Here is a 20,480-nt window from a genome sequence, read left to right as displayed (position 1 = left end):
CCAGTATCTTGGTTGTAATGAAAAACAAGCAGTTCCCCGGTTTAAATTGGCTGGGGAATGCTGCAGATTTAAGCACTGGTTCTTATCTTTTAGTCTAAAGTCGTAATTGTACTGATTTTATTCGGTCATATTATGGCAGTTATTTTGCTAAATAACGATGTGTTTTGAATAATAAGATTTTGATTTATTTGATTTTTTATAAATTATTCTTATAGATAATAGCTATAGCAAAAAATAAAATAACTATTGGCACAAACGCCGGATTTTTCCCATCCTAAAACTGTTTATTCCTATGCTCGCTCTGAGAAAGGCAGTCCATGCAGATGATCAGCCTGATCATGTCCATATTTTCTGTCCCTCTTAGATCCCGGCATAAGCCTAATTTTTGCAGTTTAAGGAAACATTGATGTCGAATTCTGCTGTTGTTGAATCAGTTGCACAAGCACTTCGTAGCGCTGAATTATCACAAACTGCGATTGCACCGATTCGCCCGGAACTTGGCGGTGAAAGTGCTGACGTAGATATCGCCTATGCCGTTCAGGAAGTGAATACCGAGCGTGCTTTGTCTGAAGGTCGCCGTCTGGTAGGTCGTAAAATTGGTTTGACGTCTAAAGTCGTTCAAGCGCAACTGGGTGTAGATCAGCCGGATTTCGGTATGTTATTTGCCGACATGGCCTATGGCGATGGTGAAGCAATTCCAGCTGGCCTTCTGATTCAGCCGAAAGTTGAAGCAGAAATCGCATTGGTGATTAACCAGGATTTAACCAAAGAAAAACACACGTATGCAGACATTATCAGCGCAACTGATTATGCATTGCCTGCAATTGAAGTGGTCGATAGCCGTATCGAAAACTGGAAAATTAGCCTGATTGATACTGTGGCGGATAACGCATCTTCTGCTGCATTTGTCTTAGGTTCTCAGCCGGTTAAATTAGAAAATCTTGATCTTGTGAACTGCAAGATGGTGATGACACGCGGTGAGGAAGTCGTTTCTCAAGGCGTGAGTAAAGCATGTCTGGCAAACCCATTGAATGCTGCTGTTTGGCTGGCAGATGAAATGGTACGCCGTGGTCGTCCGCTGTTAAAAGGCGACATCATCTTGACGGGTGCCTTAGGTCCAATGGTTGTGGCTCAACCAGGTGATGAATTCAAGGTTGAAATTGAAGGCTTTGGTTCAGTAACCGCTGCATTCGCTGCTGAATAATCAAGATTCCAAGAGAGTACATTCATGAAAAAGATTAAATGTGCAATGATCGGTCCAGGGAATATTGGTACTGATTTGCTTTATAAATTACAACGTAGCGAATGGTTAGAACCTGTTTGGATGGTGGGGATTGACCCGACTTCTGAAGGTTTGGCGCGTGCTGCGAAAATGGGTTTAAAAACCACAGCTGAAGGCGTTGATGGTCTTCTTCCTCATGTGATTGCTGATGACATCAAAATTGCATTCGACGCAACTTCTGCCTATGTCCATGCTGAAAACAGCCGCAAGCTGAATGAACTTGGCGTGCTCATGATCGACTTAACGCCTGCTGCGATTGGTCCATTTTGTGTACCACCAGTCAACCTTGAAGCATTACTACAAGCGGGCGAAGTACCAAACGTGAACATGGTGACATGTGGCGGTCAGGCAACGATTCCGATGGTGGCTGCGGTTTCTCGCGTTCAACCTGTTGAATACGGCGAAATCATTGCAACTGTATCGACTAAGTCGGTTGGTCCGGGAACGCGTAAAAACATTGATGAATTCACACGTACTACTGCAGGTGCCATTGAGAAAGTCGGCGGCGCGAAACAAGGTAAAGCGATCATCATCATTAACCCGGCTGAGCCACCTCTAATGATGCGTGATACTGTTCACTGTCTAGTAGAAGGTGAGCCGGATCAGGCAGCGATCACTGAATCTGTACATGCCATGATCAAGGAAGTTCAAAAATACGTACCAGGTTACAAGCTTGTAAATGGTCCTGTATTTGATGGCAACCGTGTATCAATTTACTTGGAAGTTGAAGGTCTGGGTGACTTCCTGCCGAAATACGCAGGCAACCTGGATATTATGACTGCAGCAGCTGCACGTACTGCAGAAATGTTCGCAGAACACGTGTTCAACATCGCTGAAGCTTAAAGGAATACCAAAATGTCTAAGATTATTGTTCATGATATGACTTTGCGTGATGGTATGCACCCGCAGCGCCATCAAACGACTGTTGAGCAAATGATTGCAATTTCAACCGCACTTGATGATGCAGGCGTACCTTTAATTGAAGTAACGCACGGTGACGGCCTGGGCGGTTCATCAGTGAACTACGGTTTTGCTGCTGCAACAGATGAAGAATATTTGTCTGCTGTTGTGCCACGTATGAAAAATGCAAAAATTTCTGCATTGCTTCTTCCTGGTATCGGTACGGTTGACCATTTGAAAATGGCACATGAAATTGGTGTTTCTACTATTCGTGTGGCGACGCATTGTACTGAAGCGGATTGTTCTGAACAGCACATCACCGCTGCACGTAAACTAGACATGGACACTGTGGGCTTCTTGATGCTTGCGCACATGGCAACACCTGAAAAATTGCTTGAAGAAGCAAACAAGATGGTGTCTTACGGTGCAAACTGTATCTATGTGACAGATTCAGCAGGTTATATGCTTCCTCAAGACGTTATTGATCGCGTAGGTCACTTACGTCAACACTTGGACCCAAGCATTGAGCTTGGTTTCCACGGTCACCACAACTTAGGTATGGGTGTATCGAATACTGTTGCTGCTGTTCAAGCAGGTGCAGTACGTGTTGACTTGGCATCTGCAGGTTTGGGTGCTGGCGCAGGTAATACGCCACTTGAACTGTTTATCGCTGTGGCAAACCGTATGGGTATGGACACTGGCGTTGACTTGTTCAAAGTACAAGATGTTGCTGAAGATCTAGTGATTCCAATGATGCACAACCCAATTCGTGCAGACCGTGATGCGGCTACTTTAGGTTATGCGGGTGTTTACTCTTCATTCCTGTTATTTGCTAAACGTGCTGAAGCGAAATATGGCGTATCTGCGCGTGAAATCCTGATGGAACTTGGTCGCCGTGGTACGGTAGGTGGTCAGGAAGACATGATTGAAGACTTGGCATTAACCATGTCTAAAGCTCGTGAGTTACAAGCTTAATTTTTAATGCCGTGGTATTAAAATAAGTCCAATAAAAAAGCATCCGATTCGGATGCTTTTTTATTATGAAGTAGATTTAATAATATAATAAAACTCTGATCTCAGATATTTTAGTTATAGTGTTATGTGAAGATTATTTTAGTTTAATTTTTTCCTTAAACATAAAAACGATAAATAAAAAATAGTGGCTCAATATTTTAAAAAAAATTGCGCTTATTAATAGAGAAAACAAAAAAATAAATTAAATATCCGGTCAAATTTTTATTTTCTTTAATCGGTTTAAAATCTAAGAGATTGATCGCTTAAATCTGGGCTTGGAATATGAATAGCTAAAAGAGCAAAAGTTTAATACTGTGGTCGGATTTTTTATTTAAACCGACTTGCGCATGATGGCTGCATGGATTTTATCAGCTGAATGGGGAACTCATCATGCGTCGTCACAATTTATGGATTGCAATGCTTGCTGCGACAGCAACTTTAGGGACAACTGCAACGAATGCAGACTTTATTGACGACAGCAATTTTCAACTCAAATTTAAAAACTTTTATCTAGACCGTCAGTATCAAGATGACTATTCATCACGTAACTGGGGTTCTTGGTCACAAGGGGTGACTCTGGATGCCAAGTCCGGTTATCACGATATCGGTGGTGGTGTGCAGGTTGGTGCTGATGTACTGGTGCAACATGCAGTCAAACTCAACGGCCATGATAAAAATCCGGACTGGGTTTTACCGCACGATGGCAAAGAATCAAAAGATCATTTCGGTAAAGTCGGCGCGACCTTAAAAGCCAAAGTGTCACAAACTGAGCTGAAAGTCGGCGAGTTATTGCCTGTATCTCCAGTCTTGGTATTCGATCCATCCCGTCAGTTATTAACGACTTATAGTGGCGCTTGGTTAGAGTCTAAAGACCTTAAGGATACCAAGTTAACTCTGGCGTATATTGATGGTATTAACAACCGTTATGACAACCAGTTCCGTGACTTAACTAAATTTGCTCCACCAAGTTTCTATGATACGGGTGCTGAAGCTGATGGCATGTGGATTGCGGGTGTAGACCACCAGCTTACTAAAGAAGTAGGGGCGAGCTACTGGTATGCCGATGTTCAAGACATTTACCAACAGCATTATCTGGGTGTGAATTACAAAACTGCGCTCGGTGAAAAAACCAAATTAGATAGCCACATCCGTTACTTCGATAACTCGGAGTCAGGTGACAAGCTGTATGGTGAGATCGATAACCAGGCATTATCTGTCGCTGCAAAAGTGAATCATGGTGCACATAGCGTAGGTGTGGGTTACCAGCAAATGTTTGGTGATAGTGCATTCCCGACATTGGGTGGCTGGGTGCCACAGCCTTATCTGGCGAACTGGGGGGTAGCGACCTTTACCGCACCAGAAGAAAAGTCATGGAGTGTTTCTTATGGCTATGACTTCTCTGAAATGGGTGCAAAAGGCCTAAACGCAACAGCAGTATATTTCAAAGGTTATGATCAGAAAGGTACTGGGGCGTATCAAGGTCAGAACTTCAATACGGATGAAGTGAATGCCATCGTGAACTACACTGTGCCAGAAGGTAAATTAAAAGGTTTGGGTGTACAGGCGATGTATATTGATGTGAATTTTGCCAATCCAGCAAAACCAGACCTGCAAGAATACCGTGTCGCCACCACTTATACCCATAAATTCTAATACCCCTATATTTTAAAAGCAGTCAGTCTTCTGGCTGCTTTTTGGTTTAAGAATGCAGTTAAAACCTTAGTTTATGTAGGGTTTAATTTATAAAAAATATATAAAACAAACACTTAAATTATATATATTTTGTAGGGTGCAATCGTAATTTTGTATCAGTTTGCTGCGGTTGAGCGGTTAATATAAGGGTGTACACAAGTCATTTTAATGAGTCAACTTGACGTCGAATTCTTGAAAATAGAGGGACACGCAAGCGAAAGACTGTAAGAGGAAGCAATATGAGCACTGTTCAAATCCCTGACTATCAAACAGATCCATTCTTTGGCTTAGAAGACAAATGGATTGAAACCGCTGAAGGCGAGTTGACCCATTACCACGAAATTGGTGAAGGTACGCCTATTCTATTTTTACACGGTTCAGGTACAGGTGTATCGGCCGCGGCAAACTGGTGGTTAAACCTGCCACAAATTGGTGAGCAAGCGCGTTGTATCGCGATTGATACCGTTGGTTATGGCCAAACTGTGGTTGCGCCGGGTACTGAATATGGTATCCGTGCCTGGGTAGATCATGCGATTCGTACGCTAGACGCTTTGGGTATCGAAAAAACCTGGTTGGTGGGTAACTCTCTGGGTGGCTGGTTAGCATTCCAGATGGCATTGGATTATCCAGATCGCATTTTGGGTATCGTGTCTATGGGTACGGGCGGTGCGAAACAGACAGCTGCACTTAAAGCTCACGCAAACCCAGTTCTTACAGAAGAAGGAATCAAGAAAACCCTTTCTATGTTTGTCGTAAACAAAGACCTGATTACTGATGAACTGGTAAAAGTACGTTTTGCTTCTGCTGCAAATGACTATGCATCAAATCGTTTAATGGATGTGGTTGGCGCACGTGACCGTGACCGTTTCGAATTCCCATTAGACTTCGAAAAAATGAAAGACATTACTGTGCCTGTACTATTGATTCATGGTACGCAAGACGTGGTGATTCCGGTTTCTCGTACTTGGGACATCCTGAACATCGTGCCAAATGCTGATGCACATATCTTCAGCCAATGCGGTCACTGGTCTCAAGTTGAAAAAGCAGATGAGTTCAACACTGTGATCAAAAACTACCTGGCTGTTCACGGCGTAAAATAAGTTTGATACAGTTTTAAAAAAGGATGGCTTTGGTCATCCTTTTTTATATCGGAAATATTTAAGGTAGCGCACCTAAGTGAGTTTGATTCTCATTTATTTGAATAAATATAAAAATCTAATAATTTTTATAGGTTTGAGCTATTTAAACTGAGAAAAATCCGAATGAAACTTTATTAGACTTAAGTGGTAAATGCAGTACATTTAGAGCTAAAAATACACAATTTGGGTCAAGGGCAAGTGACAAATTTAAGCGCCAGAAATAGATTATTTATTATAAAATAGAATTAAAAATGGATTCTTAAGCATAAAATAATAAAACAAAAAAAGCACATGCCTATCATAAGTTGAATGGCATATGCCTAATGCAGGGAAGAAATAGGATTAATTTTGTTCGCTACGGTTAATATCCAGATAGAACACACGGGTCAAGAGTTCAAGAAATTTGCTGACGGCATAGGATTTGTTGTTTTTATGGTAGCTGACATACAGGTCTAAATAGGGCAATTCCACGTCCAGCGGACGAATCACGGTATTATCCATGGTCAGTGGTGCAATATATCCAGGCAAAATGGTACAGCCCAAGCCCATTCCGATCGAGTTGATATTAAATAAAATATTATCGGCCTTTTGCACAATATTGAATTCAATACCGTGGGCTTTGGCAAAGTCCAGAATTGCCTGGTTCAGGGTCAATGACTGCTCTGCTGATGGAATAATAAAATCAATACCATTCAATGCTTTAAAAGGAATTCTTTCGTATTTTGCTAAGGGGTGATCTTTAGGCAGGAGAAAAATCAGCGGTTCACGAATCACGAACTGGCTTTCAATTTCATCACTATTGAAATTATGACGGGTAAATGTCAGATCCAGATCGCCTTTTTTTAACAAACGCATCTGCTCATTGTTGTTCAGGCTGAGCAGTTCAATTTTTAAATCCGGGTTCTGTACACGTAGATTTGGCAAGATATAGGGGAAGATTTTCATCTCGGCCACCGGTACAAAACCGATACGGAGCATTTGCTGTTTGGCCTGTGACACCTGACGTGCCATGGCAACGGCTTTATCTGCCTGTGCAAGGGTGAGACGAGCCTGTTCCAGGAATACGGCGCCTTCTTCGGTCAGCTCTACTTTACGTTTGGTCCGGTTGAGTAGCTTTACCCCGACATCTTCTTCCAGGTCTTTGATTTGCTGGCTAAGTGAGGGTTGAGCCGTATAAAGTTTAAGTGCTGCCTTACTAAAATTGAGCTCTTCAGCAACGGTGATAAAGTAGCGAAGGTGTCGTAATTCCATGTCATCAACCCAAAGAGTAATCCAAAAAATGTCTTACTATAATTTCAGAAGAGTATAATCTATAAACAACTATGTCGTGAAGATTATTTTGTCATTTAGAAAGTAAATGCTTTGGAGGGATTGATTAGTGTTTTAATATAAAAATACACGCCTAGAATAATTGCTTAAAACTATTAATTGAAACAAAAAAAATATTTCCCCAAAACCGCCCTAAAATCCATCATCGTTGAAAAGTTGAGTCTATTACTTTGTGCCATAACTGGTCACAGGAGAGCTTTTCATGAGTGGAAAAATTGATGTGCGCGAAATCGACGCTTTAGTCGATGCACAAAATGGACGTATCACGCCATCTATCTATACAGATCCTGACATTTACGAATTAGAACTTGAACGTGTCTTCGGTCGTACATGGTTATTCCTTTGCCATGAAAGCCAAATTCCTAAGGCTGGCGATTTCTTCAATACCTACATGGGTGAAGATCCAATCATCGTGGCACGCCAAAAAGATGGCTCAATCAAAGCATTCTTAAACCAATGCCGTCACCGTTCTATGCGCGTAAGCTTCGCAGACTGTGGTAATACACGTGCGTTCACTTGCCCATACCACGGCTGGTCATACGGTATTGATGGTTCTCTAAAAGACATCCCGCTTGAAGATCGTGCTTACCCACATGGTGCATGTAAAGAGCAATGGGGTCTGGTAGAAGTTAACCGTGTTAAATCATACAAAGGCCTGATCTTCGGATGCTGGGATGAAACGACTCCAGATCTAGAAGAATACATGGGCGATATCGCTTGGTACCTGGACGGTGTTGTCGATCGTCGTGAAGGCGGTACTGTGATCGTGGGTGGTGTACACAAATGGGAAATCGAGTGTAACTGGAAATTTGCAGCCGAACAGTTCGCATCTGACCAATACCACGCGTTGTTCTCTCACGCATCTGCAATTCAGGTACTTGGTGCAAAACCAGACGACGAATCTTCTAAGAAATTAGGTGCTGCACAAACTGCTCGTCCAGTTTGGGAAACTGCGAAAGACGCGATCCAATACGGTTCACGTGGTCACGGTTCAGGCTTCTTCTTCACAGAGAAACCAGATGCAAACGTATGGGTTGACGGTGAAGTAGCGAACTACTTCCGCGAAACTTACGAAGAAGTGAAAGAACGCCTAGGTGAAACTCGTGCGCTTCGTTTAGCGGGTCACAACACCATGTTCCCTACATTGTCTTGGTTGAACGGTACTGCGACTCTTCGTGTATGGCACCCACGTGGTCCAAACAAAACTGAAGTTTGGGCATTCTGTATCTGTGATGCGGACGCACCAGAAGATGTACAAGCAGCATTTGAACGTTCTGCAACTCGTGCCTTCGGTCCTGCAGGCTTCCTGGAGCAAGATGACTCTGAAAACTGGATCGAAATCCAAAAAGTTTTACGTGGTTACAAAGCGCGTCAAAACAAACTCATTATGGAAATGGGTAAAGGTAACGAGAAAGTACGTGAAGATGGTATCCCGGGTATCACTAACTATATTTTCTCTGAAACTGCAGCACGTGGTATGTACCGCCGTTGGGCAGATTTATTGATTCATGAAAAATGGGAAGACGTTGAAGCTGCGGCTGACGAATATGAGAAGGAGCTTATGAAATGAGTCAAATCAGTTTAGAACTTCATCACCAAATTAGTCAGTTCCTGTATCAAGAAGCCAAGCTTCTTGATGACTGGAAATTCCGCGAATGGTTAGACACGCTAGCTGAAGATATTTCTTACACGCTACGTACTACACCAAACGCTCAAACGCGTGACCGTCGTCGTTCAGTTGAACCACCTACTACCTGGGTATTCAACGATACGAAAGATCTTCTGGAACGTCGTGTTGCACGTCTAGAAACTGGTATGGCTTGGGCTGAAGAGCCTCCATCACGTACCACTCACATGGTGAGCAACGTGATTGTTGAGCCAACTGAAGTTGAAGGCGAATACGATGTGTACGTGACATACCTACTGTACCGTACCCAGAAAGAGAAAGACGTTACGATTTACTGTGGTAAACGTCATGACAAGATCCGCAAAGTTGAAGGCGGCCTGGGCTTCCAGATCTTCAACCGTAAGATCACGCTTGACCAAGTTACCTATAACTCACATAACCTGAGTGTATTCTTCTAATGAATAAGATTTTTGTTTGCCAAGTTGACGAATTAGACGAAGGCGAAGCGTTAAAAGTGGATTGCGGCGTAAACGGTATCGAAGCGCTTGCTGTATTTAACAATGGCGGTGAATTCTTCGCTATGAACGATAAATGCAGTCATGGTAATGCGTCAATGTCTGAAGGTTACCTTGAAGATGACGGTACTGTGGAATGTCCATTGCATTCAGCACGTTTCTGTTTAAAAACAGGTGAAGCATTGTGTCTACCTGCAACTGATCCAATCAAAACATTCCCAGTGATTGTTGAAGATGGTGCGTTATACGTAGAGATGGCAGGAGAGTAATCATGGGTTGGCTACAAGGCGAAGTTGCACTGATCACTGGTGGTGGTTCAGGTCTCGGTTGGGCACTGGTAGAACGTTTCCTGGAAGAGGGCGCACAAGTGGCCGTTCTTCAACGTTCAAAAGCTAAAGTAGATGCATTAAATGAACACTTCGGTGGAAAAGTTCTTGCGATCGAAGGTGATGTAGCCAGCTATGCAGATAACGTTCGTGCAGTTCAAGCCACTGTGGAACGTTTCGGTAAACTCGATTGTTTCGTTGGTAATGCCGGTATTTGGGATCACTATGCCGATATCGTCAATACCTCTGGTGAGCAGCTGGAAAAAGCCTTTGACGAGATTATGGGCATTAATACCAAATCTCTGATCCTCGGTGCGAAGGCTGCACTGGATGCATTGATCGCTTCTGAAGGTTCTATCATATTTACTTTGTCTAATTCGGCACTGTACTCCGCTGGCGGAGGCCCTGTATATACTGCATCTAAGCATGCAGGTGTCGGGATTATGAAAGAACTGGCTTACGAGCTTGCGCCTAAAGTACGAGTGAACGCTGTTGCACCGTCAGGTATGAATGTGAATATCAAAGGCGCGGCATCGCTCGGTCAGGAAAATGTGGGCCTGCTCGATGCACGTGATCCTGAGAAAATTGCACGTGGCATGCCACTGAATTTCTTGCCTGAACCGGAAGATATGACCGGTTCATACGTGCTGTTGGCATCTCGTCAAAACAACCGTCCTTTGACTGGCGTTTTAATTAACGCCGAATGCGGTCTGGGTATTCGTGGCCTACGTCAGCCACGTGCAGGTTTCTTTGACGAATAAACATCTAGTCTCATTCAAATGGACTTACCGGCAGCCTCTTCTCTCAGGGCTGCTTTCCTTCTAGGAGTCTCTCATGGCCGTTAAACTTATTTGTGCATCGCACAGTCCTTTAATGGAATTTGCTTCACCTCAAGATCAATCAAAAGAGCAAAAAGTTCGTGCTGCTTTTGAAAAACTCTCTGCTGAAGTAAAAGCTTACGACCCCACTCTGATCATCACCTTTGGTCCAGATCATTTTAATGGTTTCTTCTATGACCTGATGCCAAGTTTCTGCGTCGGCATTCGTGCCAAAGCTGCAGGTGACTGGGATTATGGCAAGGACAATGATCATATTGATGTACCTGAAGACAAGGCATTGGAGCTGGTTCGACGTGTACTGGATGAAGGCGTGGATGTTGCCTACTCATATCGTATGCAGGCCGACCATGGCGTGACTCAGCCCTTACATTTCCTGTGTGAGGGCAAACTTGACCGTTATCCAACGATTCCAATTTTTATTAATGGCGCTGCAGCACCGATGCCAACCACCAAGCGTACCATCGCTTTGGGCCGTGCTGTGGGTCAATACATCAAATCTTTAAACCTTGAAAACGAGCGTGTGCTTGTTTTAGGTACCGGTGGTCTGTCACATGATCCACCGACTCCGCAAATGGGTGCAGTACCACCAGAAGTGGAAGAGTTCCTGATCGCAGGTCGTTATCCAACGCCTGAAGCACGTCATGCACGTCAATCCAAAATTATTGCAGTAGGTCAAAAGCTGGCAGCAGGGGATACCTCGGTTGCAGTTCCGCTCAGTCCTGAATGGGATATTGCACTGCTGGAAACCTTTAAGAATGCTGATTTTGCAACATTAGAAGCGATGACTGAAGCTGAAATCCGCCGTGATGGTGGTCGTGGTGGTCAGGAAGTCCGTTCTTGGATGGCTGCCTTCGCTGCCTTGAGCGAAATGGGTGAGTATGAAATGACCACGCATTGCTATGAAGATATCAGCGAATGGATTGCCGGTTTCGGTATCGTATCTGCAGAGTTAAAAGGTTAAGAAAATGAGCAACGTAAACAACATCGTGATCGTGGGTGCTGGCCAGGCAGGTGCGAGTGCAATTTTAGAACTTCGTGGCAACAAGTATGAAGGCAAAATTACCCTAATTGGTGATGAAAGCCATCTTCCTTATGAGCGTCCACCGTTGTCTAAAGATGTGATTCTAAAACCTGAAGACACCAAGATCGAAATCCTGTCAGAACAGAAACTGGCAGATTTAGGCGTGGAAACGATTCGTGGGAATGGCGTGGCAAAAATCAATGCCGAAGCGAAAACGGTTGAACTTCTCAACGGTGATGTTGTTGCTTACGACAAACTCTTGCTTGCAACAGGTGGTGCAGCGCGCCGTTTGCCTAATTTCGATGCTTTGGGCAAACACGTCTATACCCTGCGTAACCTGGAAGATTCACAAGCGCTGGTGCCTGTACTTCAAGCCGGTCGCCGTATCATCCTGATCGGTGGTGGCGTGATTGGTCTTGAGCTTGCATCATCTGCACGTTACAAAGACTGTCAGGTCACTGTGATCGAAATGGGCCCAATGGTCATGGGTCGTTGTTCACCACAAATCCTGAGCGAATTCCTGCTGGAACAGCATCGTCAAAACCAGGTTGATGTGCGTCTTGAAACCAAGATTGCAGATTGCCGTTTAGACGGTGAAGAAGTCGTGGTAACGCTGGAAGGCGGTGAAGAACTGCGTGCCGATGCTGTAGTTTACGGAATCGGGATCGTGCCAAATGCACAGCTTGCCGTAGATGCAGGTTTGGACGTTGATGTTGCGATCAAGGTGAATGAACACTGCCAGACTTCAAATGCTGATATTTATGCAGCAGGCGATGTTGCGACTCAGTTACGTGACTGTGGCAATCACCGCCGCGTTGAAACCTGGGAAAATGCTAACCTGCAAGCAGGCATCTTCGCGCGTCACGTGATGGGTGTGGAACATCCGAAAGCCAATCCGGCCTGGTTCTGGACTGATCAGCTGAATATCAACTTCCAGTTTGTTGGTGATATGGCCGCAGCTGAATGGCATATCCGTGGTGAAATGGATGCAGCCAAAGGTGCAGACAATTCATTCGTGATGTATGGCGTGACTGATGGTCAGATCGTTGGCGGGATTACCGTAAATGCAGCCAAAGAAATGCGTCATTTGAAAAAAATGATCAGCAAAAATACGGCGTTTGATGTTGAAAAACACTTGGATATCGCGCAAGACTTACGCAAAATTGCTTAAGTTGTATTGAGATATTTCTGGACAGACCTATGTTTTGCATAGGTCTGTTTTTTTATGGTTTTAGCTTTATAGTCATGACCGCAATGGGCTTTGAGATTTAGAAATGTTTTCGTGTAGGTAAGTTTTACTTTTAAGAGATGAGCCATACATGGCACAAAGTAACAAAAATCTTTTGATCGTTTGAGGATACATCCTTGTACCCCAAACGATCTGGCGACATCCATGTCGCCCTCCCATGTAGTTGATGATGGGTGGACTCTATTTTTAGTCTTATCTATACCACTAGTCACGATAGTATCTACAGATCTAAATAACAGGTTTCAGGTTTACTATTTAGAATAATCAGATTTGAGGATGATATGAAATCATCATTGCCGGTCACGGCAAGTATTTACGCTTTATTGGTGCTGATCTGGGCGGCAACGCCACTGGCGATTGTCTGGAGCGTGGCCGAGATTCACCCGATGTGGGTGCTGATCATTCGCTATTTTGGTGCCTCGATTATTGCGTTGTTCCTGTTGAAAATCATGCGCGACCCGCTGCCTTTTGACCGTACTTCAATAAAAAGTTATCTGGCAGGCAGTTTGAATTTAATCGGCGCGCAGCTTTTTATTTATCTGGCGGCCAATTATCTGACTTCAGGGTTGATGGCACTAATTTTTGGTTTTTCACCGCTGATCGCCGGTTTAATCGGTCATGTGATTTTAAAAACCCATAAACTGGTCTGGTTGCAATGGCTCGGCATGGCAGTGGCCGTCGCCGGTTTGTGTTTTGTTTTTGCCGACTCGGCAGACAGTAAGATCAATCCTTGGGGTGTGGTACTGATGCTGATCAGTATGGTGTCTTATATCAGCTCAATCTTCTGGGTTAAACAGATTAGCGCACCTTTGAGTCCGATGTCGCAAGCGACGGGGTCATTGCTGGTCTCCGCAGCGGGTTCACTCATTTTAGTGCCATTTATCTGGCAACATATCCCGACTCAGTTACCTAGCACACAGGCCATGATCGGTTTTGTATTTACCATGATCATGTCCTCGATTGTGGCAATGCTGTGTTATTTCTGGTTGATTCGCCATCTAAATGCTTCGACCGTCTCATTGAGTAATGTGATGACGCCGGTGATCGCTCTGGTATTGGGAGCAACCTTAAATCATGAAATTATCAGCAGTCATGCTTTTGCGGGAATTGCTGTGGTGATGTTCGGGATCATCATGTATTTCTGGAAAGAGTGGCGCGAGCAGTATTTTTCCAAGCATTAAAACTGTAAAAACCAAAAGGGCGAAAGCCCTTTTATTATTTTAGTGGAGAGTAAAGTGATTCAACAACGTGAGAGATCACGACTAAGCAACAATTTGTAAAACAACTTTCAAAAATAAATGATTAAGATTTTGATACATAAATCATTCAAGCTTGCACAAGCTTATTTAGGACAGTGTCAGGATGTCTGAATCCAATAAAATCGTAGTCTATGCAGCCCTGTTTGGTAATCTGGCGATTGCGCTGGTGAAATTTGTTGCGTCCTATATAACCAATAGTTCTGCCATGTTCAGTGAGGCAATTCATTCCGTAGTAGATACCTTGAATGAAATTTTACTGTTATATGGCATGAAAAAATCAGAAAAACCGGCAAATGCCAAACATCCTTTTGGTTATGGGCGTGAACTGTATTTTTGGGCCTTTATTGTGGCACTGATGGTTTTTGCCCTGGGTGCGATTGTGTCCATCTATCAAGGGATACAGCATATTCTTCAGCCTGAAGTCATGCAGGATCCATTGATCAATTATATTGTGCTGGGTCTGGCGATTCTTTTTGAAGGATTTTCATGGTCAGTGGCTTTAAAAACCTTTCGTAAACAAAAGGGAAATCTGGGATATTTTGAAGCCTTTCGACACAGTAAAGATCCAACGACCTTTACCGTGTTATTTGAAGATACTGCCGCCCTGGTCGGCTTGGTGATTGCTCTGGTCGGTATCTTTCTGGCGCATCAACTGAATATTCCTGAATTGGACGGTGCCGCATCGATTTTAATTGGTATTGTTCTGGCGGTTTCTGCCTGGTTTCTGGCACGTGAAACCAAAGGTTTGTTACTGGGTGAAACGGCAGATCCAAAACTGCGTGAAGATGTATTGAACATTGCTCAACAGGATGCGGCAGTTTTTAGTGCTAATGGGGTATTGACTGAGCAGATGGGCGCTCAGCAAGTCATTGCATCATTGAGTCTGGAATTTAAAGATGATTTAACTTCTGATGAAATTGAAGCCTGTGTCAACCGGATCGAAGCGCAGATTAAACAGCTGCACCCAGAAATTATTGCTTTATTTGTGAAACCCCAAACCAAGGCCGTATGGCTGGAACGAACTCAAGGTCGTGTATAAAGATCTAAAAAACGCTTGAGGTTGGTATTTTGATCTCAACTTGCCTTTCTCGCACAATTGATGTGATGATACTGAGGTATGGCGAATTTCATCATAAAATCATCAATGGGCAGACATGCTTTTGTCAGTATAGGCTTATAAATATTGAGTATCATTTTGTATTTTTAGACAGCAGGACAAGAGCAATATTTTTCTAGATAATCCAAGACTTCAGCCAGCCATAAGGCCAATGAAATGCCATTTTTTTGCTAAAAATAACAAAAACATACATGATTTTCTGTGACGGATTTCATACTATGTTGCAGTGTGCCTGTTTTTAGTTTGTATGCTCATTAAAAGATGCACCGCTTGACCATTTCAAGAGGTTGTTGTCTTGCATATAGCGAATAATAAATAGTGGATGTTTATGCAAGATCTTCTCAAAACTAAAAAATTCCAGTTAATCACGGAATCCAGTTGGAAACATCTCTGGTCTAAGCCAGTGTTTGAGTATCTGCATTCAGATCATTTCGACGGAAAACAGTTTCGTAATCTTGAGCATGCATCTCTATCGCGCGGTCGCTTTGATTTATATAAATGGCTCATTACCCGAAAATCCAAGACCTGGAATGTTAATCTTGACGAGGAACGTGCCGAGTTTTTTTCTCGTCCGCGCGCATTGCCACAGCAACGTCCAGATGCAGCTCTGGATGACTGGCAAGTCTGGTTTATTGGTCACGCCACCACATTAATTCAGATCGGCCCCTATAATTTCCTGACCGACCCGGTCTGGGCTGAATATGCCAGTCCATCGGCTTCTACAGGGCCGCAGCGGGTCATTCCGGCTGGCATTGCCTTGGATGAATTACCTCAGATTGATGCCGTACTGCTCAGCCATAACCATTATGATCATATGGATCTGGCTAGTCTGGAATGGCTGCACAACACTTTTGAGATGCCTATTTATACTGGTCTGGGTAATGCCTGGTATTTGCCAGAACATTATACCGTGCATGAAATGGACTGGTGGGAAAGTGCCTTTTTTGAAGAGATCCGGATTGTCTATACGCCGGCTCAACATGCCTCAGGGCGCGGCATGCGCGATCAGAACTGTGCACTTTGGGGAGGATTTTCTTTATTACATGGCAAGGAACATTGTTTTTTTGCCGGAGATAGTGGCTACGCCTCACATTTTAAAGAAATTCGTAAACGTCTGGGTGCACCGCGAATTGCCTTACTCCCGATAGGAGCGTATGAACCGCGTGAACTGATGCGCGCGATCCATATGAATCCGGAAGATGCCTTTCATGCCCATCATGACTTGCAGGCCAAATGTTCACTGGCGATTCATTACCGTACTTTTCAGCTCACGGATGAAGACCGGGATGCGCCGGAACATGAGTTGCATGAGATCATCAAGCATTCTTCCAAATTGATTAATCCGTTTTACTGCATACGGGAAGGCAAACGGATTATTGTTTAAGTACTTCCTGTTGTTCCTCTTGGATGAGTTGAATGGCCACTACAGAAAGCATCAGCATGGCGGTATTCATTACCACAGGATTGAATGCTGCAGTAAGTTGCAACGGGGCTGTGAATGCAATCAGCAGTAGTAATCCAGCAAGTCCGATAATATTCAACCTATGCAAGAGTATGGACCGGTTCCATTTCAGAAAGCATAAGCCAAATAGCATTTCACATCCTCCGGAAAGTCCAACCAAGACTTTGGCCAGTCCCAGCTCAAAACCCATATTTTGCCAGATTGTGATTTCAGCGGGTGATTGGAACAGAATTTTTGGAATGAGTCCCTGATAGAGCCATAGTATGACCAAAGTCAGCTGGATAGTACGCAGTGGTTGTAGGAATACAGGTTTAGGATTCACGAACAGCTTCTTCCAGAAAATGGCGTTTATTTTCGCTGAATGGAATCAGGCAATACTCGGTTTTACCAAATAGCTTGTAACGATTTAAAGCGACCACACGATACAGAAAATCCCGGATAAAACGCGGAACCAAATAACCTGCTCTCATTAAATTAAGGGGAAAACCGAGATGCTGCAGCGCCTTCAGTAATGCAGTCGATTCGGTATAGAGTGTGCCATCTTGAATGACGAGCATGATGGTGTAATGTTCAGTAGACATCTGATAATGTTCGAGCAGTGCCGTACCTAAAGGCGATTGGGCGGAAACCAGTTTAAACTGAATCTTTTTATCGTATTTAATCAAAAACCGTGCCCAGCCATTACAGATCACGCAAACAGCATCAAATAAAACGATGTCGTATTGTTGAATGATGTCTTCAATATTCGGATGCATTGTTGTAGTTCTTTTTGTGCCAGCTTGCTTCTATACTGCTTGATGCCGCAATAAAAAACCACCCGAAGGTGGTTTTTGTACATGTCTAAACTGGCTTAGAGAAAGCTAGGCAAACCTTTGGCTGGATCGGTTTCACGAGCAGCTTGGGCATCTGCTACAGTCATACCTAGGGCCTTAGCAACGCCTTGCCCATAAGCTGGATCGCAAGCATAACAGTTGCGGATGTGACGGTATTTGATGAAATCTAGCGCATCACCCATTGCTCCGGCCGTGTTATTAAACAGTGCCTGTTTCTGCTGATCATTCATCAGGTTGAACAGGGCACGGGGCTGACTGAAGTAGTCATTGTCATCTTCGCGGAAGTCCCAGAAATCGGCATCACCGGTGATTTTCAGTGGCGGTTCTCTGAATTCCGGTTGTTCCTGCCACTGGCTAAAACTGTTCGGCTCGTAATGTGGCAATGAACCATAGTTGCCATCCATACGGCCCTGACCATCACGGCGATTCGAATGTACAGGACAGCGTGCAGCATTGACCGGAACCTGTGAATGATTCACGCCAACACGGTAACGCGCTGCATCAGCATAGTTCACTAAACGTGCCTGTAACATACGGTCCGGTGAGTAGCTGATACCCGGTACAAGATTGCTTGGTGCAAAGGCTGCTTGTTCTACATCCTGGAAATAGTTTTCCGGATTGCGGTTCAGTTCAAATTCACCGACTTCAATCAGTGGATAATCACCTTTCGGCCAGACTTTGGTCAGGTCAAATGGATGATAAGGCACTGTTTCAGCTTCCAGTTCCGGCATGATCTGAACGTACATTTTCCATTTTGGATACTCACCACGCTCAATGGCATCAAATAGGTCAGTCTGACTACTTTCACGATCTTTAGCAATCAAATCTGCAGCTTCAGCATCGGTCAGGTTTTGAATACCTTGCTGGGTACGCATATGAAATTTCACCCAGAAGCGTTCATTCTTGGCATTGATAAAGCTAAAGGTATGGCTGCCAAAACCATGCATATGACGGTAACCAGTCGGGATCCCTCGATCCGACATAACAATAGTCACTTGATGCAGAGCTTCAGGCAAGAGTGTCCAGAAATCCCAGTTATTGGTGGCACTGCGCTTGTTGGTTTTCGGGTCACGTTTGACTGCTTTATTCAGGTCAGGGAACTTGCGGGCATCCCGCAGGAAAAATACCGGAGTATTGTTGCCGACCAGATCCCAGTTGCCTTCTTCAGTATAGAATTTTAAGGCAAAACCGCGAATATCACGTTCTGCATCGGCTGCGCCACGTTCACCTGCCACCGTTGAGAAACGCGCAAACATTTCGGTTTTTTTGCCGACTTCAGAGAAAATTTTAGCGCGGCTATATTGGGTAATATCATTGGTCACGGTAAAGGTACCGAAAGCACCTGAACCTTTGGCATGCATACGACGCTCTGGAATCACTTCACGGACAAAGTTGGCCAGTTTTTCATTCAGCCATAAATCCTGAGCAAGCAAAGGTCCACGCGCACCTGCCGTCATACTGTTCTGGTTGTCGACCACAGGCGCACCAGCTTCAGTGGTCAGGTGGGTGACAGGGCATTTTTTAAAATCTTGGCTCATCTTTCCTCTCCAAGTTTTGAATATCTTGTGTCGTTTATCTAGTATTCATAAAATATTGAGATATACGCTAATCAAATCAGGTTTCACTATATTTACAATATCTTTAAATAAAGGGTGTTACAGCACAAAACGGAATTCAAGATATAATTGAGTGAGCTCACTCAAAAAATATTTTTAAAGTTAATAAAGTTTAAAATATTGAAAATTAAATGGTTACTCTTAAAAAGTAACGGGTTTTCCACTCTCTGACAATATCAAATTCTATATATTTTGAATAACTCGAATAATGAATGGGATTAAACGAAAATAACAATATCTAAGTCCATAATATGTTTTTATCAAAGGATAAAAATAATAAGTGAAAAGTATCATTTAAAATACAATTTTATAACTGATTTATTTTAAATGGTTTTTTAATTAAGTTTTGTTGGTCTGAAGAAACCCATAAAAATAATGAATGGAATAAGGGTGTTTTCTGGCTATAGCTCGCATTTTTGCATACAGAAAATCCTATCCAGATGGTCTTTATTTTTAAAAAAGCATTGGCAAATATGCTTGAAAATTAATCAGTCGGCCCTATAATTATCTCACTCCTTCCTCAAAATCACATAGAGAGTAAAATGGCCAAGAAAAAAACAGCCGAGCAGGTGGTGATCCACAATTTTGTGGCAAAACACATGCATGAAGTCAACAAAAGCCAGGTCTTTGTAGACCGAAAGAAAAATGCAAAACGTGGCTACAACAAGCACAGACAAGGGCGATATTCCATGGAAGATCGCCCTTTTTTAATGGCCGCTTAAGTTCTGTAAGGTGGCTGGGGACGACGTGGGGGCTGCTTAGGATTAGTTTTAACTGGAGAGAGCGGGGCGACAGGTCGGTTGTTACGAGTTTGCGAATATTGATTTGGATACCGGGATGATGTTGTCGATTCATCCGCGATTAAGTCATTAAAGAATTTATTGAGTTTGCTTTGCACTGGTGCTTTGTGGTGAGGGGAATGAGGCTGTGGTCTGGCCTGCTGAAAACTGGCAAATTGATCTTTTTGTTGGTGATAGAGTCTGGCAGCAATGACGGAGGGGTCATCTCTGCCTAAACGCCGCCGTTGCGATGCCGAAATTTCAATGCCCAATAATGGAGTCATTTTAGGCCGATCGGCATAGCTCATTGCTCGATTGCTGGCGGGGCGTATATAAGATGAACCGGAATTATGAGCTTCTTTGCGGGCAGCCAAGGCCGGTGCAAGAATGACCACATAGAACACCGCAACAATCATGAACAGGATGACCAGAAATTCCATAACCACCTCTACCACTGTCGAGGGACTGGAAAAAGTCCCGT

The 20,480-nt window shown here is 43.7% G+C and carries 20 protein-coding genes; 15 read left to right on the top strand and 5 right to left on the bottom strand.

Annotated features, from left to right (window positions below):
- Positions 1-406: 406 nt before the first annotated feature.
- The 5 genes from MTX11_RS02745 (at position 407) to MTX11_RS02725 (ending at position 5,988) form a co-directional block, all read left to right on the top strand.
- Positions 407-1,204 (top strand): 2-keto-4-pentenoate hydratase, encoded by a 798-nt coding sequence (locus tag MTX11_RS02745; RefSeq protein ID WP_243474286.1) that lies wholly within the window; start codon positions 407-409, stop codon positions 1,202-1,204.
- A 24-nt stretch (positions 1,205-1,228) separates the two neighbouring features.
- A complete protein-coding gene (locus tag MTX11_RS02740; protein WP_071850451.1) occupies positions 1,229-2,125 on the top strand; it encodes an acetaldehyde dehydrogenase (acetylating) in 897 nt (298 codons plus the stop codon).
- 12 nt (positions 2,126-2,137) lie between these two features.
- Positions 2,138-3,157, top strand: coding sequence for a 4-hydroxy-2-oxovalerate aldolase (dmpG, locus tag MTX11_RS02735; protein WP_005107995.1), 1,020 nt, complete (start codon positions 2,138-2,140; stop codon positions 3,155-3,157).
- Positions 3,158-3,586: 429 nt separating this feature from the next.
- Complete coding sequence (locus MTX11_RS02730; RefSeq protein ID WP_243474285.1) at positions 3,587-4,849, top strand: OprD family outer membrane porin; 1,263 nt, start codon at positions 3,587-3,589, stop codon at positions 4,847-4,849.
- A 278-nt stretch (positions 4,850-5,127) separates the two neighbouring features.
- Complete coding sequence (locus MTX11_RS02725) at positions 5,128-5,988, top strand: alpha/beta fold hydrolase (RefSeq protein WP_213686461.1); 861 nt, start codon at positions 5,128-5,130, stop codon at positions 5,986-5,988.
- A gap of 381 nt (positions 5,989-6,369) precedes the next feature.
- On the opposite strand, the gene hcaR is transcribed toward MTX11_RS02725, so the two are convergent.
- Positions 6,370-7,278, bottom strand: coding sequence for a DNA-binding transcriptional regulator HcaR (gene hcaR, locus MTX11_RS02720; RefSeq protein ID WP_243474284.1), 909 nt, complete (start codon positions 7,276-7,278; stop codon positions 6,370-6,372).
- A 280-nt stretch (positions 7,279-7,558) separates the two neighbouring features.
- Here hcaR and hcaE point away from each other — a divergent pair, with 280 nt between their 5' ends.
- The 9 genes from hcaE to MTX11_RS02675 all read left to right on the top strand — a co-directional run bounded on the left by hcaE (position 7,559) and on the right by MTX11_RS02675 (position 16,693).
- Positions 7,559-8,926: a 3-phenylpropionate/cinnamic acid dioxygenase subunit alpha gene (gene hcaE / locus MTX11_RS02715; protein WP_004781815.1), complete on the top strand. Its 1,368-nt coding sequence runs from the start codon at positions 7,559-7,561 to the stop codon at positions 8,924-8,926.
- Positions 8,923-9,441: a 3-phenylpropionate/cinnamic acid dioxygenase subunit beta gene (hcaF, locus tag MTX11_RS02710; RefSeq protein ID WP_004781816.1), complete on the top strand. Its 519-nt coding sequence runs from the start codon at positions 8,923-8,925 to the stop codon at positions 9,439-9,441. The genes hcaE and hcaF overlap by 4 nt, the downstream gene beginning before the upstream one ends.
- Positions 9,441-9,767 carry a 3-phenylpropionate/cinnamic acid dioxygenase ferredoxin subunit gene (hcaC, locus tag MTX11_RS02705; RefSeq protein WP_219308271.1) on the top strand — a complete coding sequence of 109 codons (327 nt, stop codon included), beginning with the start codon at positions 9,441-9,443 and terminating at the stop codon, positions 9,765-9,767. Before hcaF ends, hcaC begins: the two co-directional genes overlap by 1 nt.
- Positions 9,768-9,769: 2 nt before the next feature.
- Positions 9,770-10,585, top strand: coding sequence for a 3-phenylpropionate-dihydrodiol/cinnamic acid-dihydrodiol dehydrogenase (hcaB, locus tag MTX11_RS02700; RefSeq protein WP_243474283.1), 816 nt, complete (start codon positions 9,770-9,772; stop codon positions 10,583-10,585).
- A gap of 73 nt (positions 10,586-10,658) precedes the next feature.
- Positions 10,659-11,624: a 3-carboxyethylcatechol 2,3-dioxygenase gene (locus MTX11_RS02695; protein WP_243474282.1), complete on the top strand. Its 966-nt coding sequence runs from the start codon at positions 10,659-10,661 to the stop codon at positions 11,622-11,624.
- Between the two features lie 4 nt (positions 11,625-11,628).
- On the top strand, positions 11,629-12,855 hold the full coding sequence (hcaD, locus tag MTX11_RS02690; RefSeq protein WP_243474281.1) for a 3-phenylpropionate/cinnamic acid dioxygenase ferredoxin--NAD(+) reductase subunit: 1,227 nt from the start codon (positions 11,629-11,631) through the stop codon (positions 12,853-12,855).
- Between the two features lie 359 nt (positions 12,856-13,214).
- Complete coding sequence (locus tag MTX11_RS02685) at positions 13,215-14,114, top strand: DMT family transporter (protein ID WP_243474280.1); 900 nt, start codon at positions 13,215-13,217, stop codon at positions 14,112-14,114.
- A 181-nt stretch (positions 14,115-14,295) separates the two neighbouring features.
- Entirely contained in the window at positions 14,296-15,231 is a 936-nt protein-coding gene (locus tag MTX11_RS02680) for a cation diffusion facilitator family transporter (RefSeq protein ID WP_005261714.1), read from the top strand.
- 406 nt (positions 15,232-15,637) lie between these two features.
- Positions 15,638-16,693 carry an MBL fold metallo-hydrolase gene (locus MTX11_RS02675; protein WP_004278509.1) on the top strand — a complete coding sequence of 352 codons (1,056 nt, stop codon included), beginning with the start codon at positions 15,638-15,640 and terminating at the stop codon, positions 16,691-16,693.
- Here MTX11_RS02675 and MTX11_RS02670 read toward each other — a convergent pair.
- The 3 genes from MTX11_RS02670 to MTX11_RS02660 form a co-directional block, all read right to left on the bottom strand.
- Positions 16,683-17,093, bottom strand: a complete 411-nt coding sequence (locus MTX11_RS02670; protein ID WP_004278508.1) for a DoxX-like family protein — start codon at positions 17,091-17,093, stop codon at positions 16,683-16,685. The two genes, MTX11_RS02675 and MTX11_RS02670, sit on opposite strands and share 11 nt — an antisense overlap.
- The gene (locus MTX11_RS02665) at positions 17,083-17,526 is read right to left on the bottom strand and encodes a thiol-disulfide oxidoreductase DCC family protein (protein ID WP_243474279.1); all 444 of its coding nucleotides are present in this window, start codon (positions 17,524-17,526) and stop codon (positions 17,083-17,085) included. The genes MTX11_RS02670 and MTX11_RS02665 overlap by 11 nt, the downstream gene beginning before the upstream one ends.
- A gap of 95 nt (positions 17,527-17,621) precedes the next feature.
- Positions 17,622-19,142, bottom strand: coding sequence for a catalase (locus tag MTX11_RS02660; protein ID WP_243474278.1), 1,521 nt, complete (start codon positions 19,140-19,142; stop codon positions 17,622-17,624).
- Positions 19,143-19,762: 620 nt separating this feature from the next.
- Between MTX11_RS02660 and MTX11_RS02655 the strand changes: the two genes are divergently transcribed.
- Positions 19,763-19,942: a DUF7230 family protein gene (locus tag MTX11_RS02655; RefSeq protein WP_004729442.1), complete on the top strand. Its 180-nt coding sequence runs from the start codon at positions 19,763-19,765 to the stop codon at positions 19,940-19,942.
- Here MTX11_RS02655 and MTX11_RS02650 read toward each other — a convergent pair.
- Entirely contained in the window at positions 19,939-20,439 is a 501-nt protein-coding gene (locus tag MTX11_RS02650) for a hypothetical protein (RefSeq protein WP_085064243.1), read from the bottom strand. The genes MTX11_RS02655 and MTX11_RS02650 overlap by 4 nt on opposite strands.
- Between the last annotated feature and the right edge of the window lie 41 nt (positions 20,440-20,480).

Origin of the sequence: Acinetobacter lwoffii (genome assembly GCF_022809915.1) — a bacterium.
GTDB classification, from domain to species: Bacteria; Pseudomonadota; Gammaproteobacteria; order Pseudomonadales; family Moraxellaceae; genus Acinetobacter; species Acinetobacter lwoffii_M.
The sequence above is the reverse complement of the archived record's forward strand: the minus strand, read 5'-3'. Positions and strand labels throughout refer to the sequence as shown.

Excerpts from the sequence above, each read along its gene's own strand:
- hcaB (WP_243474283.1), top strand. The coding sequence starts at position 9,770 with ATGGGTTGGCTACAAGGCGAAGTTGCACTGATCACTGGTGGTGGTTCA.
- MTX11_RS02675 (WP_004278509.1), top strand. The coding sequence starts at position 15,638 with ATGCAAGATCTTCTCAAAACTAAAAAATTCCAGTTAATCACGGAATCC.
- MTX11_RS02680 (WP_005261714.1), top strand. The coding sequence starts at position 14,296 with ATGTCTGAATCCAATAAAATCGTAGTCTATGCAGCCCTGTTTGGTAAT.
- MTX11_RS02685 (WP_243474280.1), top strand. The coding sequence starts at position 13,215 with ATGAAATCATCATTGCCGGTCACGGCAAGTATTTACGCTTTATTGGTG.
- MTX11_RS02665 (WP_243474279.1), bottom strand. The coding sequence starts at position 17,526 with ATGCATCCGAATATTGAAGACATCATTCAACAATACGACATCGTTTTA.
- hcaR (WP_243474284.1), bottom strand. The coding sequence starts at position 7,278 with ATGGAATTACGACACCTTCGCTACTTTATCACCGTTGCTGAAGAGCTC.
- MTX11_RS02660 (WP_243474278.1), bottom strand. The coding sequence starts at position 19,142 with ATGAGCCAAGATTTTAAAAAATGCCCTGTCACCCACCTGACCACTGAA.
- MTX11_RS02740 (WP_071850451.1), top strand. The coding sequence starts at position 1,229 with ATGAAAAAGATTAAATGTGCAATGATCGGTCCAGGGAATATTGGTACT.
- MTX11_RS02730 (WP_243474285.1), top strand. The coding sequence starts at position 3,587 with ATGCGTCGTCACAATTTATGGATTGCAATGCTTGCTGCGACAGCAACT.
- MTX11_RS02725 (WP_213686461.1), top strand. The coding sequence starts at position 5,128 with ATGAGCACTGTTCAAATCCCTGACTATCAAACAGATCCATTCTTTGGC.
- hcaD (WP_243474281.1), top strand. The coding sequence starts at position 11,629 with ATGAGCAACGTAAACAACATCGTGATCGTGGGTGCTGGCCAGGCAGGT.
- MTX11_RS02745 (WP_243474286.1), top strand. The coding sequence starts at position 407 with ATGTCGAATTCTGCTGTTGTTGAATCAGTTGCACAAGCACTTCGTAGC.
- dmpG (WP_005107995.1), top strand. The coding sequence starts at position 2,138 with ATGTCTAAGATTATTGTTCATGATATGACTTTGCGTGATGGTATGCAC.
- hcaC (WP_219308271.1), top strand. The coding sequence starts at position 9,441 with ATGAATAAGATTTTTGTTTGCCAAGTTGACGAATTAGACGAAGGCGAA.
- MTX11_RS02655 (WP_004729442.1), top strand. The coding sequence starts at position 19,763 with ATGGCCAAGAAAAAAACAGCCGAGCAGGTGGTGATCCACAATTTTGTG.
- hcaE (WP_004781815.1), top strand. The coding sequence starts at position 7,559 with ATGAGTGGAAAAATTGATGTGCGCGAAATCGACGCTTTAGTCGATGCA.
- MTX11_RS02650 (WP_085064243.1), bottom strand. The coding sequence starts at position 20,439 with ATGGAATTTCTGGTCATCCTGTTCATGATTGTTGCGGTGTTCTATGTG.
- MTX11_RS02695 (WP_243474282.1), top strand. The coding sequence starts at position 10,659 with ATGGCCGTTAAACTTATTTGTGCATCGCACAGTCCTTTAATGGAATTT.
- hcaF (WP_004781816.1), top strand. The coding sequence starts at position 8,923 with ATGAGTCAAATCAGTTTAGAACTTCATCACCAAATTAGTCAGTTCCTG.